Origin of the sequence: Halobacillus sp. A5 (assembly GCF_024189315.1) — a bacterium.
In the GTDB taxonomy this organism is placed as follows: Bacteria; Bacillota; Bacilli; order Bacillales; family Halobacillaceae; genus Halobacillus_A.
In genome coordinates this window covers 539,242-554,327 of the sequence record NZ_JAIZEO010000002.1, presented here as the reverse complement: position 1 = coordinate 554,327, position 15,086 = coordinate 539,242, and the positions used below count along the sequence as shown (strand labels likewise).

General features: G+C 43.4%; 12 protein-coding genes and 1 riboswitch. Of the genes, 5 read left to right on the top strand and 7 right to left on the bottom strand.

Annotated elements, in window-relative coordinates; translation table 11 throughout:
• Window positions 1-45 precede the first annotated feature (45 nt).
• Complete coding sequence (locus LF822_RS10890; RefSeq protein ID WP_253924054.1) at window positions 46-1,296, bottom strand: EAL and HDOD domain-containing protein; 1,251 nt, start codon at window positions 1,294-1,296, stop codon at window positions 46-48.
• Window positions 1,297-1,419: 123 nt separating this feature from the next.
• Here LF822_RS10890 and LF822_RS10885 point away from each other — a divergent pair, with 123 nt between their 5' ends.
• Both LF822_RS10885 and rarD read left to right on the top strand, forming a co-directional pair.
• A complete protein-coding gene (locus LF822_RS10885; protein ID WP_253924053.1) occupies window positions 1,420-3,012 on the top strand; it encodes an FAD-dependent oxidoreductase in 1,593 nt (530 codons plus the stop codon).
• 540 nt (window positions 3,013-3,552) lie between these two features.
• Window positions 3,553-4,455 (top strand): EamA family transporter RarD, encoded by a 903-nt coding sequence (gene rarD / locus LF822_RS10880; RefSeq protein WP_253924052.1) that lies wholly within the window; start codon window positions 3,553-3,555, stop codon window positions 4,453-4,455.
• A 172-nt stretch (window positions 4,456-4,627) separates the two neighbouring features.
• On the opposite strand, the gene LF822_RS10875 is transcribed toward rarD, so the two are convergent.
• Together LF822_RS10875 and LF822_RS10870 are read right to left on the bottom strand one after the other, a co-directional pair.
• Window positions 4,628-5,569 carry an NAD(P)/FAD-dependent oxidoreductase gene (locus LF822_RS10875; protein ID WP_253924051.1) on the bottom strand — a complete coding sequence of 314 codons (942 nt, stop codon included), beginning with the start codon at window positions 5,567-5,569 and terminating at the stop codon, window positions 4,628-4,630.
• Between the two features lie 87 nt (window positions 5,570-5,656).
• The gene (locus LF822_RS10870; RefSeq protein WP_253924050.1) at window positions 5,657-8,797 is read right to left on the bottom strand and encodes an efflux RND transporter permease subunit; all 3,141 of its coding nucleotides are present in this window, start codon (window positions 8,795-8,797) and stop codon (window positions 5,657-5,659) included.
• 114 nt (window positions 8,798-8,911) lie between these two features.
• On the opposite strand from LF822_RS10870, the gene LF822_RS10865 reads away from it, so the two are divergent.
• Entirely contained in the window at window positions 8,912-9,757 is an 846-nt protein-coding gene (locus tag LF822_RS10865; RefSeq protein ID WP_253924049.1) for a TetR/AcrR family transcriptional regulator, read from the top strand.
• 78 nt (window positions 9,758-9,835) lie between these two features.
• Here LF822_RS10865 and LF822_RS10860 read toward each other — a convergent pair whose 3' ends face one another.
• The 3 genes from LF822_RS10860 to LF822_RS10850 all read right to left on the bottom strand — a co-directional run bounded on the left by LF822_RS10860 (window position 9,836) and on the right by LF822_RS10850 (window position 11,805).
• Window positions 9,836-10,291: a hypothetical protein gene (locus LF822_RS10860; RefSeq protein WP_253924048.1), complete on the bottom strand. Its 456-nt coding sequence runs from the start codon at window positions 10,289-10,291 to the stop codon at window positions 9,836-9,838.
• A 14-nt stretch (window positions 10,292-10,305) separates the two neighbouring features.
• On the bottom strand, window positions 10,306-11,517 hold the full coding sequence (locus LF822_RS10855) for an NAD(P)/FAD-dependent oxidoreductase (RefSeq protein ID WP_253924047.1): 1,212 nt from the start codon (window positions 11,515-11,517) through the stop codon (window positions 10,306-10,308).
• 90 nt (window positions 11,518-11,607) lie between these two features.
• Window positions 11,608-11,805 (bottom strand): DUF2188 domain-containing protein, encoded by a 198-nt coding sequence (locus LF822_RS10850; RefSeq protein ID WP_253924046.1) that lies wholly within the window; start codon window positions 11,803-11,805, stop codon window positions 11,608-11,610.
• A gap of 158 nt (window positions 11,806-11,963) precedes the next feature.
• A riboswitch (SAM riboswitch) is annotated at window positions 11,964-12,075 on the top strand.
• Between the two features lie 79 nt (window positions 12,076-12,154).
• On the opposite strand from LF822_RS10850, the gene metX reads away from it, so the two are divergent.
• Window positions 12,155-13,216, top strand: coding sequence for a homoserine O-acetyltransferase MetX (metX, locus tag LF822_RS10845; protein ID WP_253924045.1), 1,062 nt, complete (start codon window positions 12,155-12,157; stop codon window positions 13,214-13,216).
• A 1-nt stretch (window position 13,217) separates the two neighbouring features.
• Complete coding sequence (locus LF822_RS10840; protein ID WP_253924044.1) at window positions 13,218-14,198, top strand: homoserine dehydrogenase; 981 nt, start codon at window positions 13,218-13,220, stop codon at window positions 14,196-14,198.
• A gap of 137 nt (window positions 14,199-14,335) precedes the next feature.
• Here LF822_RS10840 and LF822_RS10835 read toward each other — a convergent pair whose 3' ends face one another.
• Window positions 14,336-15,046 (bottom strand): hypothetical protein, encoded by a 711-nt coding sequence (locus tag LF822_RS10835; RefSeq protein ID WP_253924043.1) that lies wholly within the window; start codon window positions 15,044-15,046, stop codon window positions 14,336-14,338.
• Window positions 15,047-15,086 lie beyond the last annotated feature (40 nt).

Genomic DNA, 15,086 nt, shown 5'->3' with positions numbered 1-15,086 from the left:
CAATGCAAGCACGTCCTTTAATATATCATAGTGGATTTGTAAATTCTACCCGTGCACTTCCTCAAGACTTAAGTGGCGATTATAAAGCTGCTCTGTCCAAGCAATTGCCTGACCATATATTTCAAGAATCTCATTTAAACTGATCCCTAATTCTTCGAGCTTAGGATCTAAGCAGTCGAAGTCTGCCTTCTCTACGGCCACGACTACGTCGAGTATGCATCGATGCATGTTCTTCTCTCCTTTTAGCGCTTGTTTAATTGATAGATCCAAAGGCAGAGCAGTCATCACTTCCTGTGGAGAACTGCCAGTTATTATATCGACAGACGACAGCAGCCCTGTTAGAAAGTATTCCTCACCGACACGGTTATGTCCTATGCTGATCCCAATCTGCTCACACATTTTTGCCCTCTGCAGACTGGACTTCATCGCTTCCTGAGAAGCAGGGGCCGGTCCTTCCTCTTCGACTGTAAAAACATACAGCCATTTTTTAAGCGGCTTCATTCCAAATAGCTGAACCGCCTGTTTTATCGTATGTACCGGTTCAGATAAGGCAGATGAAAAATTAATTAAACGGAGAAGCTTATACGTTAAAGATAAATCACCTTGAAAGATTTGAATAACTCGCTCTTTATCAATTTTGTCTTCTTCTACCGAAAGCTCTTTAATAACTTGATAATAGGAAGAGTGGTAAAGCGGAATGTCCACTGCTGAAATAATAACCGGCCGGCTGATATAATAGCCTTGAAAAAGCTCAAACCCTTCCTCCCTGCACTGTTCGAGCTCATCCGAAGTCTCTACCTTCTCTGCCAGTAATGTGATTCCTTTACTCAGTGCGATCTCTGCAATTTGTTTCCGGACTTCAGCCGAAGACTGACGAATGTCTACTTTTAGAATATCTACATATGTAAGAAGATCATCAATATCTGTCTGTTCGACACTCATAATATCGTCTAATGCAATGGAGAATCCCTTTTTCTTGAGTTCCCGGCACACCCTCACTAAATCTCTGTTCCAGGCCACATCTTCTAAAACCTCCACAATCAATTTACTTGAATCAAAGTATTCAGGTATCTTTTCTAAAAGTAAGTCTTCTGTGAAATTAATAAAGCACGGCTTGTTTTGGGAGAGACGCTCAAGCCCAATCGTTAAAAAACTATTAACTAATACTTCTTTCGTTGCTTTGCTGCCGTCTGTATGAGGGAACGTATTTTCTTCACTATTTCGATATAAAATCTCATACCCGTGAATCTCATTCTGTAGATTGATAATCGGCTGTCTGGCAACAAATACTTCCACTCACCATTCCCCTTTCTATAAAGGTTCTTTATTCCAGTATACAATGAAGATATACAAATTTCTCTTACATGATTTTTCTCCCATGGGACAAACTGAAAAAAAGCGACCCTCAGGAGGTTGATTATGGATAAAAAATTAGATTGGACGCATCCAGAACCGCTATGGAAAAAAGAAGCAAACCTTCCTTCCTTCGAATCATTAACTGAAGCTCAAGATACTGAAGTGGCAGTGGTCGGAGGAGGAATTACCGGCATAACAACAGCCTATCTGCTCGCCAGGGAAGGTAAAAAGGTCACGCTTATTGAAGCAGGCCGTCTGCTGAATGGAACGAGTGGTCATACTACCGCAAAGGTTACCGCCCAGCATGGGCTGATTTACCATGAACTCATCGACCATTTTGGTGAAGACCATGCAGCTTTATATTACCAAGCCCAGTCCGATGCCATAACATCCATCGAGAACAGCATTCAGGAATTGGATATTTATTGTGAATGGTCACGCCAGGACGCCTGTCTCTATGCTACGACAAAGGAAGGAGCGAAAAAATTAGAAAGAGAACGGGAAGCCTATGAACGACTGAATATTTCTCAGCCAATTGAAGCTCATCTCCCGTTTGATGCAGAAGTGTCTTCAACTCTTGCTATGACGAACCAGGCTCAATTTCACCCTCTTCTTTACTTATCGACGCTAATTGAAGAATTTTTAAATTCAGGCGGAAAAATATATGAAAATACGACTGCAGTAAAAGTCCATGAGAATAATCGTATAGAAATAGAAACAGACCAGGATTCTGTTCTTTCTTGTGATCAGTTAGTTATCTGCACTCACTTCCCTTTTCACGATGGTAAAGGATTTTATTTCAGCCGGATGTATGCAGAACGTTCTTACGTGATCGCAATTGAACCTGAGAAGGAATGGAAAGGCGGAATGTTTCTATCGATCGATGACCCCAAACGGTCCATCCGATCCGCTGAATACGATGGAAAAAAACTACTGCTCATCGGCGGGGAAAGCCATCGCACTGGAGAAGGCGGCGAGAACCTGTTCCACTACAATGCACTGGAAGAGTTTGCGAGCCGCACGTTTGGAATCAAATCGAAGCTTTTTCAATGGTCTGCTCAGGATTTAACCACTCTCGATAAAATTCCTTATATTGGACCGATTCGTAAGGACAATAAACGAGTATTTCTCGCAACTGGTTTCAGAAAATGGGGGATGACGAACAGCCGGGTTGCTGGTGAACTGCTCACCGACTACGTTATGGGGCGCGATTCGCTCTATAAATCCATATTTACACCATCCCGCTTTAAAGCCGACCCGAGCATGAAAGAATTTTTGAAGAACAACTCAAACGTAGCCGCCCATTTAATGGAAGGCAAACTAGAACTTGTAGGAACCCGCCCTGAAGCGCTGTTAAAGGGTGAAGGGGCTGTGATTCAGTGGAAAGGAGAACGGGCTGGCGCGTATAAAGATGAAAATGGTGAGCTGCATGTATTAGATACCACCTGTACACATATGGGGTGTGAAGTGGAATGGAACAGTGGGGAACATAGCTGGGATTGTCCATGTCATGGATCACGCTTCTCATTTGACGGCGAGGTTTTAGAAGGCCCGGCCAAAAAGCCGCTGAAGAAAATTGCATACAGTGACACAGATGAAGTCAGATATATCCCTTATGACGACGAAGACTTAAGCGAACAGTCCGATCAACCGTAACGCATTCGTACCAGCATGATAAAACACATAAAACTACAAGGAAATGGAAAAAGAATAGACCGTAACCAGTATAAAGAGGCTGAGACAAAACTGAATAAATCATAGAATAATCCGAATAATTCTGTAGAAATCAGTTCGGGTTATTTATGTTAAAGAAAATTCACACCATCGCTCCGTCAAAATGCTTCGCTGATCATCTTCGTTTATACAAATGTTCGTTTTTTGACATCACTGCTTCATTTATGTCCGAGCCTCTTTTTTCCTCGTTTATAGTTAGGTCAAGTATCTTTTCATATTCTAAACAAGCGATTAACGATTGTGAGTGGTCTTTTGGAGGCTGGACGGGTCATTTAGCTGGATTGGGTAGAACCCAGAAGGCGTCAGCCTATGGATCGTCAACATAGCCCGCCCCCCCTATTAGATGGGTACATTTAGAAAAATCATCATGAATGAACAGACTCTTACCTTTAAACCTTTTCCTTTTCATTTGCACTTTAGTTGGCTAAAATAGCAGTAGTATTCAGGAAAGGGTTTTAACTTATGCTTGATGACGATAAATTAGGAATTATATATACTACCGGAGCATATGTGTTATGGGGATTTCTCCCTATTTACTGGAAGCTGATGCAGCACATTCCTCCATTCGAAATATTAGCTCACCGTATCATCTGGTCCGCTGTTTTCATGACCCTGGTTATCCTTGTACTTAGGAAAAAAAAGCAATTCATCGATGAAGCAAAGCAAGTGTGGCGTAAGAAGCGAAGTCTGGTCGGCATAACCCTTGCCTCCTTTATGATCAGCCTCAACTGGCTGACATACATATGGGGCGTGAACAATAATCACGTAATTGAAGCCAGTCTAGGCTACTACATCAATCCCCTCGTCAGCATTTTACTTGGAATGATTGTATTAAAAGAGACATTCAGCAGACCTCAGTGGATTGCTTTCCTGCTTGCCGGCAGCGGCGTGATTTACATGACCATCCACTTTGGCTCGGTGCCATGGATCGCCCTGTTACTTGCGTTCAGCTTCGGCATGTACGGCCTTCTCAAGAAATTAGTTCCGTTAAATGCTATGTTTGGACTAATGATTGAAACATTGATCGTCTCCCCTATCGCCCTTATTTACCTCTTAGGGATTAAGCAGACCTACGAGCAGGTCGAATGGGTGTCATGGAACACGGTGCTCGTATTTGGAGCCGGTATTGCTACAGCGATCCCGCTGCTGCTGTTTGCGGCTGGGGCTAAGCGTATTCCTCTATCGATGGTCGGTTTCCTGCAATATATTGCACCTTCGATCATGTTGATTCTTGGCGTATTTTTATACGACGAGCCTTTTACAGAAGTGCACGCCGTCTCATTCACTTTGATTTGGGCGGGGTTAGCGGTGTATACTTTTTCCCGAATGAAGCGATTGAAAAAATATGAATCGCGTGCGAGTTAGAGAGCACGGAATTCCGTTATGGGCGGATTTTTAGAATTACGGGCGGATAACTTGATTTATGAGCATTTACAGTAATTTATGGGCGTTTATTGATTTTTGTGGGCGATTCTCAGAGGTTTATGGGTATTTCCACAAACCAGCGGACATCACTTTCAAAGGATGTCCGCTGGTTTTATTTCATGATTGCCGCTGCTGTGTCCACCCCTGATATAAAGGCGCTTTCGAAGCGTGTTCGGCCGGCGGAATCATCAGAACGTAAAAAAGCATCTCCAGCCATAAATACTCCATCAGCCACTTCTAGATAAGAGCCAGAAAAAGTATCGGCAGCCTGGGCATAACGCCACTTTTTCAACTGTTCCTCTTTTATATCATCAAACGGAAGATGCCCCTTTACCTGCTCTTTCATCAGTTCGAGCACACCAGTCTCCCCGTAGTGTTCATATGACCACACAGCTGTCATATATACACTGACAATGACATCTTTGGAAATCCCTTTTTTCTGATGATCCACTATTCGTTCAACACCTTCAGGCAGTTGGTGATCAATATGCCCCGACGACGGAAGATCAGTCTTTCTCATGAAATGAAAGATACCCACATAAGTAGGCAGAAAAGAGATTGCGTTTGCAGCGCCTGAGTCGATTCCGCTTTTTTGTAAAAGTGACACGGCTTGCGGAGCGGGCGTTGTTATGATTAACTTACTTCCCCGCCACTCCTTCCCATTATCCGCTGTAACGATAAACCCATCTGCAGATCTAGAAACACGAGTAACTTTATGATTTAATTCTATCTCCAAACCTTCCGATAAATGTTTGGCGAGCCCGTTCATTCCGTTGACAGATGTATACCTTGGATAGTCCTCACCAAACCAGTGCATTATCCATCCTTTTTTAAGCCAATGTTCTACTTCCGACTGGAGTTCCTTCGTACGGACGGTAAAAAATTGAGCGCCGTGATCAGCTTTTCCTTCAGCTACGCGCCTCGTCGCCAGACGTCCCCCTACACTTTTTCCTTTATCAACGAGAAGAAATTCTTTCCCTGCTTCTCTTAAACGAGAAGCAGCTGTTAACCCCGCCAGACCTGCACCGACCAAAATAATATCGTACGCTTTCATTCCCGGGAGCCCCCTTTTGACTTCACTCCTCACCTTACCCTTTTCACACAAAAAGAACACCCCCACAAAAGGAGGTGTCCCTATAGATTATTCAGATTTTACCGGCTTCTTTCTCCATTTACTTAAAATTTCGTAAACGAGAGGAACAATTAACAATGTCAGCAGAGTCGAGCTGGCAAGACCGCCGATAACTGTAACGCCGAGTCCCTTGCTAATAATCGATCCGCCTTCGAACCCTAAGGCTAACGGAAGCAGAGCACCGATCGTAGCCAGTGCAGTCATTAGAATCGGCCGCAGTCGTGTAACGCCTGCATCAAGTAATGCTTCTCTAGTCGTGAACCCTTCATTTTCTCTGTGGATCACTCGGTCAATTAGAACGATGGCATTTGTCACTACAATTCCGATCAGCATCAATCCGCCAATCATGGCAGAAATACTTAAGGTCTCTCCGCTGATCAATAATCCAAGTACAGCCCCAATGATTGTAAACGGAAGGGAGAATAGTATGGCAAATGGAGCCAGTGCCCCTCCGAAGAAAATTACGAGCACCAGATAGACTATAGCAATGGCTGCAAGCATAGCTAAGCCAAGCTGAGTAAATGATTCTTCAATATCCTCTGTGACCCCGCCGAGAGAGATATCCATTCCAGATGGTATATCCATTTCATCAATTTCCTCCTGAATTTCAGAAGAGGCAGCACCAATATCATCAGAGGTCACCGAAGCACTGACGCTGGCGTATACTTGACCGCCCCGGCGTGTCACCGTATCCGCTGTGCTTCCTTCTTCAACTTCCACTACTTCACTGATTTCGATGGTTTCACCCGTGGCTGTTTCCATCTCTTTACTCGTTAAGTCGTCAATCGCCTGATATTCTTCATCCTCTGTTGCTGTATAAACATTCAATTCTTCAGAGCCTTCTTCAACCGTTGTGACGACTGAACGCTCAGGACTTTGGTTTAATTCCATGCCCACCTGCCCAGCCGTTAAGCCTAATTCGCTTAAACGATCATGATCGATCACAAGCTGGTATTCTTCATACGATTCTGAAACACTGGAATCTATACTTGTAAGGTCATCTCTTTCTGATAAAATTCCTTCAACTTCTTCGACCACAGGATTAATCTCATCTAAGTTATCGCCATAAATCAACAGTTCTACTTCACTGCTCGACCCTGTTGAGGAGAAGTCCTGTGAAGTCCACTCTCCCCGGTCTGTTAAGCTTTGCAGGTCTTCAATTACTTCTTCGGCTTCACTCTCAAAGTGCTCGGTATCATCATTGTACTCCACATTAAACGCAGCCTGATTAGAGGCACCAGGACTCATCGGGTTCTCCCCGCCTACAGAATATTGAATGGTATCTGCGCCCTCTCTTCCCTCGAAGTAACCCTGCGCTTCCACCGCGATCTCTTCCACATCTTCTGTCGTCTGCCCTGGTTCAGGGTTGTACGTCGCCATCACCATTTTCTGATCCTCAGATGGCAGGAAGCTTACCCCGACAAGGGGAAGGAGCGCAATACTTCCGACTAAAATACCCACTGCAAGGAGGGAAGCGATAATTTTATGATTCAACGTACGATTTAATAACGATTGATACCATTTAGCTAATCTGCCATTCCCTTTTTCTTCCTGATGCGGTTTAATTTTTTCAGGTTTCAGCAGAGAATGCGACATCATAGGAACTATGGTTACAGCTACAATCAATGATGCAATTAAGGCAAATACTACCGTCAATGCAAAGGGCAGAAAGACCTGCCCCACTACGCCTTCTACCAGTCCCAGCGGCAGGAAAACAGCGATGGTCACAATTGTCGAGGATAGAATCGGCATGAACATTTCCCGGGTCGCTGAACGAACAAGCTCCTTACCTTTCAGCTCTTCACCTGGAAGTGACATTCGCCGGTAAATATTCTCCACGACTACAATAGAGTCATCGACCACCCTGCCGATAGCTACCGTCATAGCACCAAGGGTCATAATATTTAAGGTAATATCCATTTGATTTAATACCAGGATGGCCATTAATAAAGACAACGGGATCGAAATAACAGAGATCAAAGTCGTCTTTATATTTCGTAAAAACAACAGAATGACGACGATGGCAAATAATCCGCCGAAGAGTGCTTTATTTAGCATTGTGCTTACAGACTCTTCAATCGGCTCCCCCTGATCAAAGGAATAAATAAACTCCATTTCATTAAAGTCTTCTTCAAACTGAGCCGTTTCATCTTTGACTAGATTGACCACATCAACCGTATTCGCTTCTTGTGATTTTACAATCTGCAAGGAAACGGAATCCTCTCCATTTGTCTTGGAAATAGATTCGGCCTCACCTTTTACTTCGATGGCTGCAAGCTCTTCTAGTGGCACCGTGGGAATATCAGCCGCATTTTCCTGCTCCCCTTCCGGCATCTGTCCAGAAGGATCTCCCTCATCCATTCCTTCCTGAGGCATCTGCTCACCCGTCTGATTTCCGCTTTGCGAAGGAACTGCAGGGATTTGCAAATTCTCCAACTCTTCTATGCTCCCGAGCTCACCATCGATCAGAACGGACTTTTCAGTTTCATCAAAGGTGTATAAACCAAGGGGCATTAAAACGTCAGACCCTTGAATCATATCTACTACCGTACTCTCATCAAGTCCGTATTCTGATAGAGCCTCCTCATCAAAATCGAGGTTGATCTCCTCAAGCTGCTGACCCGATACTTGAACATCAGCTACTCCTTCCAGCCCTTCCAGAGATGGAATAACCTCGTCTTCAAGCAAACCAGTCATTTCTTCTAGTGACTGGTCCTCACTGATCGCGCTCAAACTAACCACAGGGAACGCGTTAAAATCTAAGCGCGAAACCTCGGGGCTTTCTACTTCGTCAGGCAGATTTACTTCAGCTACCGCTTCATTTAGTTCATCCTCTGCCTCATCCAGGCTCTTATCATAAGAGTATTCAACCTGAACATTTGATGCATTCTGATAAGAAGTGGAGCTGACTGTGCCTACCCCGCTTAAATTTTGGATTTGTTTCTCCAATGGCTCTGATATTTCTTCGGCTACTTCCTCAGGTGTGGCTCCGGGATATGTAGAAGTAACCGTAATCACCGGAGGATCAATATCCGGAATTGTTTCCAGTTTCATATTTAATCCTGCATACAAACCTGCTATGGTTATAATAATGGTCATGAACCATATCGCAAATTTGTTATTCATTGAAAAATTAATAATCGATTTCATTTCTCCACCCTTTCAATTGACTGTTCGGTCAGTTCATTCTAAAATATAAATGACCGAACAGTCACAAGTCAAGGGTAAATTATTAATATGCTCAAAAATGAAGGAGTTTACAAGATGGAAGATAAGAAGATTAAAATTATAGAACAAGCCATAAAACTGTTTGCTCAAAAAGGATTCAGCACAACCTCGGTGCAGGAGATTGCTAATGAATGCTCTATTTCCAAAGGAGCATTCTACCTTCATTTTAAATCGAAGGACGAGCTGCTGTTGTCTATATTTACCCACTATTCTCAAGAAATCGAGAAAAAAACCGACGAAATTCAATCAATGGATTTAGACCCTCGCACAAAGTTTGTCCGCCAGTTGACCGTCACCTATCAAGAGGTAATTAAACACCGGGACTTTATTATTATGCAGATTCGCGAGCAGGCCATTCCATTTAATGAAGACATCGAATCATTTGTGCAGAAAATGAGGTTCCACTCCTACCTTTTTTATAAAAGAAGTCTGCTGTCCATTTATGGAAAGAAAGTCGATCATGTTATTTGGGAAGTAACTTTACTCATGCAGGGGATGTTTAAAGCCTATATGGACTTAATCATTATTGAAGGTGTGAAGTTCGATATAGAGGAATTGTGTAAATCGATTTTAAAGCGAGCTGATTTTATTGTCGACGGATTTGACCGCACTGGTGACCATCCAGTCATAACGGATCAGTTAATGAATGAGATTATTCCAGGGGATTTTTATTACAATCAGCTTGATACAATTGTCAGCACGTTAGAGGAAATGGTAGAGAAGTCAGAAGGAGACATTAAAGTCACAATCACCGTTTTATTAGAAGAGATCCAAAAATCCACACCACGCCCAGCAGTGATCAAAGGCATGCTTTCTAATTTGGAAGAAGATGATTCGTTTAAAGGGATAACCGGACAGATCCGTACATTCTTTCAAATTTAAAGAACACGATAAACAAAAAGGCACTGTCCGGACTGGAGACAATGCCTTTTTTTGTTAGGGTTTTTGAGAATGGCTTACTTATTCATTCTCAGCCTCCACTATTTCATCAAGTATTGGATAGACTGACTCTACCCCTTCCTGAGCAACCAGGCAGGCGACTCCTAAAGTCGTCGACCAGAAGGAATCAGGGATATAAGGGTTCTTCAATCCTGCCGGCTGGAAGAGGGAACGGTAAATACGGCGGAGATGTCTTTCTGTTTCACCTGGATCGTGCTCTTTTTCTCCCCGGGCCAGTAAGAAAACGTAGCGCATTGACTGAAACATGTTGTCTCCGGGCATGAAGGTGTACTCTTTAAAAAACTTCAGCTGTTTTTCTGCTTCTTCCTTCAATCCTGACTTTACAGCTAAATCATCCAAATGCTCGTATAGGTGCCGGTATATCTGCTGAAAAATCCTGCGCTTTTCTTCTTGCATAACTTTATCCGTATAAATCTCCTGCAGCTTAGCAAATGCTGTTTCTTTTGTCCATGTCATAGCTTCCCCTTCTTTCAAGAGTAGTCAAAACCAAAGCTTCTGGCTTCGTGTTCAACGGATTGATAAAGCGTCGGAATAGATTGCTGCTTTAAGAGTTCCGGCAGATGAGGCACGACCTTATTCCACACCATAGGATTGGCTGCCATCGCTTGAAAAAGGGCATCCTCGTTATGGGACAATTCCCTTCTTGACTGGATATAATCCAGCGTAAGACGATACCCGGGACCAAGGCGCACATCCCTTTCTGTTTGAAACTTGTGAACCAGATCGTCCCATGGTTCCCCCTTCTCCCGCTGTTCAATTGCTTCCGCCATCAGAAAAGCCTGCATGAAGGCATCATTGATCCCTAAGCCTGTACTCGGGTCTTTACTATGTCCAGCATCCCCTATTAACGCCCAGCCTTCACCGCCCGCCGTTCTAAAATAGTTAGGGACTCCCGGGGTGCCAATAATTCTTCCTTTTAATGACGCTCCCTTGAGCCTGTTATTCATCCCATATAATTGGCGGTAGATCTCTTCAAAGCGTTTGGGTTCCCTAGCTATCTCCACGAACTCATCAGGAAGCACCTCTAATCCTAGGCAATCTACTCCCGGTTCCATCGGAAATAAAAATCCAATTCGTCCTTCTTGTAGAAAAATTTCAGTGGCTGGCTCTATTAGTGGACGGACGTTATGAAAATATCCGTAGAAAACAGGACGAACAGGGGAATGCTCTGCATACTGTTCAGCTCCTGACCACTTCGCCACCATCGAATGTTTACCATCTGCCCCTACCACAAGAGGGGCGCAAAGTACCTGCTTTCTTCCTTTTCTATCTTTAATTCTTACACCGCGGACCCTCTGCCTTTCTTTGATAAGAGAAACAGCCTGCCAGCCTTGTTTTAGTTCAACCGTTGGGTAACTCAAAGCTTTATTTACTAATATGTAATCTAACCGCTCACGTCTCGGAATGATGGTATACGAAGAACGGGGCCCTTCTACAAAACTATTTCCTATGTACGTTCTCATCCTATTAACCTTTCTTAGACCGGCTGCTTCAACTTCTTCCAGCACATCAAGCTTACTCAAATATTCAAGGTGAGATAAATAATGAGTGGAGAGCGTGTCACTGGGAAATGAAGCTTTATCAACCATCACTACTTTCTTTCCCATTCTGCCTAACAACACAGCAAGACTCGCCCCGGCCACTCTTGCCCCTACAATAATTACATCAGCATAAGACTTCATCAGGACTGCACATCCTTATTATTAGTAACTTCAGCGTAACGTTTTTATCCGTTTTATTCCATAAAAAAACTCCCCGGCGGGAGCTTTTCCTTAATATTTAATTTCTTCTTCAATTTCATGATTCTGATCCAGTACTAAAACTCGGCTCGGCTTGTTCTCCTGAGCCAGTTCTTTCGCTTTTTCTACTGCTGTATCACGCTCATCATATTCGTCAGTGGGAGCAATATCCTCTATTTTTACGATCCAGCCTGTTACATCTTTATTTGGTGCTACACTAAATTCTTTCATGATAAAAACTCTCCTTTTTTTGTTGGTCTTGCTTACCTACTTTCCCAACCTTTATAGCTTTCAAACGTACTGGGGGACTTTCACAAATAGTTTGACATTGGCAGCTTCTCATTCTATAATTCGATACATACCTTTAATGCAACGACTTAATTAAATAACTCTTATCTAGAGCGGCAGAGGGACTAGGCCCTGTGATGCCCGGCAACCTTCAAGCAATGGCTTGAAAAGGTGCTAATTCCTACAGATCAGAAGTGATCTGACAGATAAGAGGAGGACCCTAATGAAAAGCCCTCTTCTTATTTTGAGAAGAGGGTTTTTTAATATGCCGTCAATTATCAAGGAGGCTCTTATGTCCGTTAAAAATATTACAACCGAGGATACTCATTCGCAGCAATCAATTGGCAGCTTCACTCTCGAGTCCGGTGAGCAGATTTCTGATGTGACTTTAGCCTACGAACGTTACGGCCCTGAGGATGCCCCTGTCATCCTTATTTGTCATGCTCTTACAGGCAGTCAGTATGCTGTAGGTACTGCTGATAACCCAGGATGGTGGAACGGTCTCGCAGGGGAAGAGTGTCCGATTGATACTACCGTTTTTCAAGTGATTACATTTAATGTGCTGGGAGGCTGCCACGGATCCACGGGTCCAGCAACTCTTCACCCGCATACAGGGGAACGATATGGCCTTTCCTTTCCAAAAATCAGTATCCGTGATATGGTCCATTCTCAATTTAAGGCTTTGCAGTTACTGGGGATCCATGAGGTGCACGCTGTCATTGGAGGGTCATTAGGAGGAATGCAGACACTCGAATGGGGGCTGCTTTATCCTGATTTCATGAAGCAGCTGTATGTTCTTGCAGCTACACCTTATTTAAGCGATTACGGGATCGCTTTTAACCATATTGGTGCGCGTGCTATTCAGGATGATCCTGCTTTTTCAAATGGGAATTATGATAAGAACGAGCAGCTGCAAGGGTTCGAAATAGCCCGAATGGCTGGGATGGTCACCTATCGGAGCGGAACATTGTTTCAGAAACGATTTGACCGCAATCAGAGCGAATCGCTGTTTGATATCCAATCTTACCTGGACTATCAAGGAGAGAAAATTAAAGAACGTTTCGATGCCAACAGCTATCTTTATTTGCTGGAAGCCATGAATCATCATGATATAAGCAGGGGCCGCGGGACACTGAAGGACGCTGCAGGACTTTATAAAGCCAAGCTGTACACGGTCAGCTTTCAACACGACTTACTCTATCCAAAAGAACTGATCGAGCCATTAAGTCAAATTACTCCTGATAGTGAGCACTGTCATGTAGAGACCGATTATGGACATGATGGGTTCTTAGTCGAATTTTCATACTGGGGAGCATGGATTAAAGACAAACTTAACGAAGGAGCAGTGAATTAATATGACAATTAAAGCAGCTATACTCGGGTTTGGGACAGTCGGCCAGGGTATTTATAAAATCATTCAATCAAAGCGTCAGCAGCTTTATAAACTGCTCGGTGATGAGGTTGAACTGGAAAGTGTCCTTGTAAATGATATTCAAAAGGAACGGGCCCTGCCAGAGAAAATCGTTGTAACTGATCGTTTTGAAGACATTCTCTCTCAACGTCCGGATGTTATTTTTGAAGCTACGGTGGGAGCTGAACCGAGCTTTTCCTACCTTAATCAAGCGATTGACCAAAATATTCATATCGTGACCGCTAATAAAGTAATGTTCGCTGCCCGTGGCCATGAGCTGCTCCAGCGAGCCTCACAAAACGTCGGAATTGGATATGAAGCAACAACCGCAGCCGGGATACCAATTATAGGTACATTGAAGACCTTGCTGCAGACGAACCAGGTAACTAAAGTACAGGGCATATTAAATGGAACAAGCAATTATATTTTAACCGCTATGCAGGAAGAAGATAAATCATTCTCAGAAGCCCTTCACGAGGCACAAGTAAAAGGGTATGCCGAAGCGGACCCAACCAATGATGTAGAGGGGCATGATGCTTTTTACAAGCTTATGATTTTAAGCCAGCTTCTTTACAGCCGACAGCCTGTATGGTCAGAGGTTCCCTTGACTGGTATTTCCCATCTCGGTCAAAAAGACCTGCAGGCGGCCAAACGACGAGGAGAAAAGATTCGCCACGTGGCTTCACTAGAATTCGTAGATGGTATCTTAAAAGGAAGAGTCGAGCCCCTTTCGCTCCCTTCCAGTCACGGGTTATTCAGCGTAGAGGGCGTGGATAACGCGATTGATGTAACAGGAGATTTAGTAGGTTCAGTCACCTTGAGGGGTCCTGGAGCAGGACAGATACCTACAGCCAGTGCTATGATTGAGGACTTTGTGCAAATCTGGCAGGCTCGGTCCATCCGCCTTCAACCTTCTTTATTATAAAATGCTGTAGTTGAAATTCAATAAAGTAATTCTGGGTACTGACAACGCATCCGTCCCCTGCAGGCTTCCTCTGACGTTAGCGCCTGTTACAAAAAAGAAAGCCTGAGCGAATGATCGCTCAGGCTTTCTTTATGATCTTAATCAATCCATGAATTATGAATCTCTGCATAACGCGGCCGCATTAAGTCTTTTAACTCGGCCTTTGGAATTTGAATTTTCTTTGAGTCGGCTTCTACATCTTTCTTTTCTCTCTCTGTAAGATATACTTCCACTCGATCGCCAATAACGGCTAAATTACGGAACCTATCATCACTCATGAGATTAAAATTACCTTCCACCCGGTCATCTGCCAATTCATTCAGGGTGTCTAAGTACTCTTTATCTTCCGTAAAAATATGATCAAGATCCAGTCTCTTTCCGTTCGACTTATCAAAATTTAATACGGTGTACTTTTCCTGCTCCGGTTGATTACCCATGTCCATCTTTTCAGTAAATTTAACAACAAATACCCGCTCGTCTTCATGCAGAATATCATACGTTACATCTAACGTATGTTTTTGGTGGCTGTTCTTCAATTTTGCATCGTAACTTTCTTTTTTAAATGCATCTTTTGCCTGGTTAACGTAATCAATGATAGACTGATCGATTTGATCATTACGTGTTTGCGGGTACTCTATGGAGAACAGGTACTCTTTAATATCTTTCGTCTCTGTTTCCCTGGTTATCTTATAAGGCTCCTGTTTATCAGAGGCCGCTTCGCCCGAATCATTCGCGTCTGCTATCATAAATGAACATGCCGTCAACAACACTACACTAAGGAGTGATAAATATATATTAAATGAATTCATGTTAATTCCCTCTTTATTCTCTATCTATTCAAACCTTAGT

Coding starts and splice junctions, on each gene's coding strand:
- rarD (WP_253924052.1), top strand. CDS start 3,553: ATGCTTGATGACGATAAATTAGGAATTATATATACTACCGGAGCATAT.
- LF822_RS10855 (WP_253924047.1), bottom strand. CDS start 11,517: ATGAAGTCTTATGCTGATGTAATTATTGTAGGGGCAAGAGTGGCCGGG.
- LF822_RS10870 (WP_253924050.1), bottom strand. CDS start 8,797: ATGAAATCGATTATTAATTTTTCAATGAATAACAAATTTGCGATATGG.
- LF822_RS10885 (WP_253924053.1), top strand. CDS start 1,420: ATGGATAAAAAATTAGATTGGACGCATCCAGAACCGCTATGGAAAAAA.
- LF822_RS10835 (WP_253924043.1), bottom strand. CDS start 15,046: ATGAATTCATTTAATATATATTTATCACTCCTTAGTGTAGTGTTGTTG.
- LF822_RS10840 (WP_253924044.1), top strand. CDS start 13,218: ATGACAATTAAAGCAGCTATACTCGGGTTTGGGACAGTCGGCCAGGGT.
- LF822_RS10865 (WP_253924049.1), top strand. CDS start 8,912: ATGGAAGATAAGAAGATTAAAATTATAGAACAAGCCATAAAACTGTTT.
- metX (WP_253924045.1), top strand. CDS start 12,155: ATGTCCGTTAAAAATATTACAACCGAGGATACTCATTCGCAGCAATCA.
- LF822_RS10850 (WP_253924046.1), bottom strand. CDS start 11,805: ATGAAAGAATTTAGTGTAGCACCAAATAAAGATGTAACAGGCTGGATC.
- LF822_RS10875 (WP_253924051.1), bottom strand. CDS start 5,569: ATGAAAGCGTACGATATTATTTTGGTCGGTGCAGGTCTGGCGGGGTTA.
- LF822_RS10860 (WP_253924048.1), bottom strand. CDS start 10,291: ATGACATGGACAAAAGAAACAGCATTTGCTAAGCTGCAGGAGATTTAT.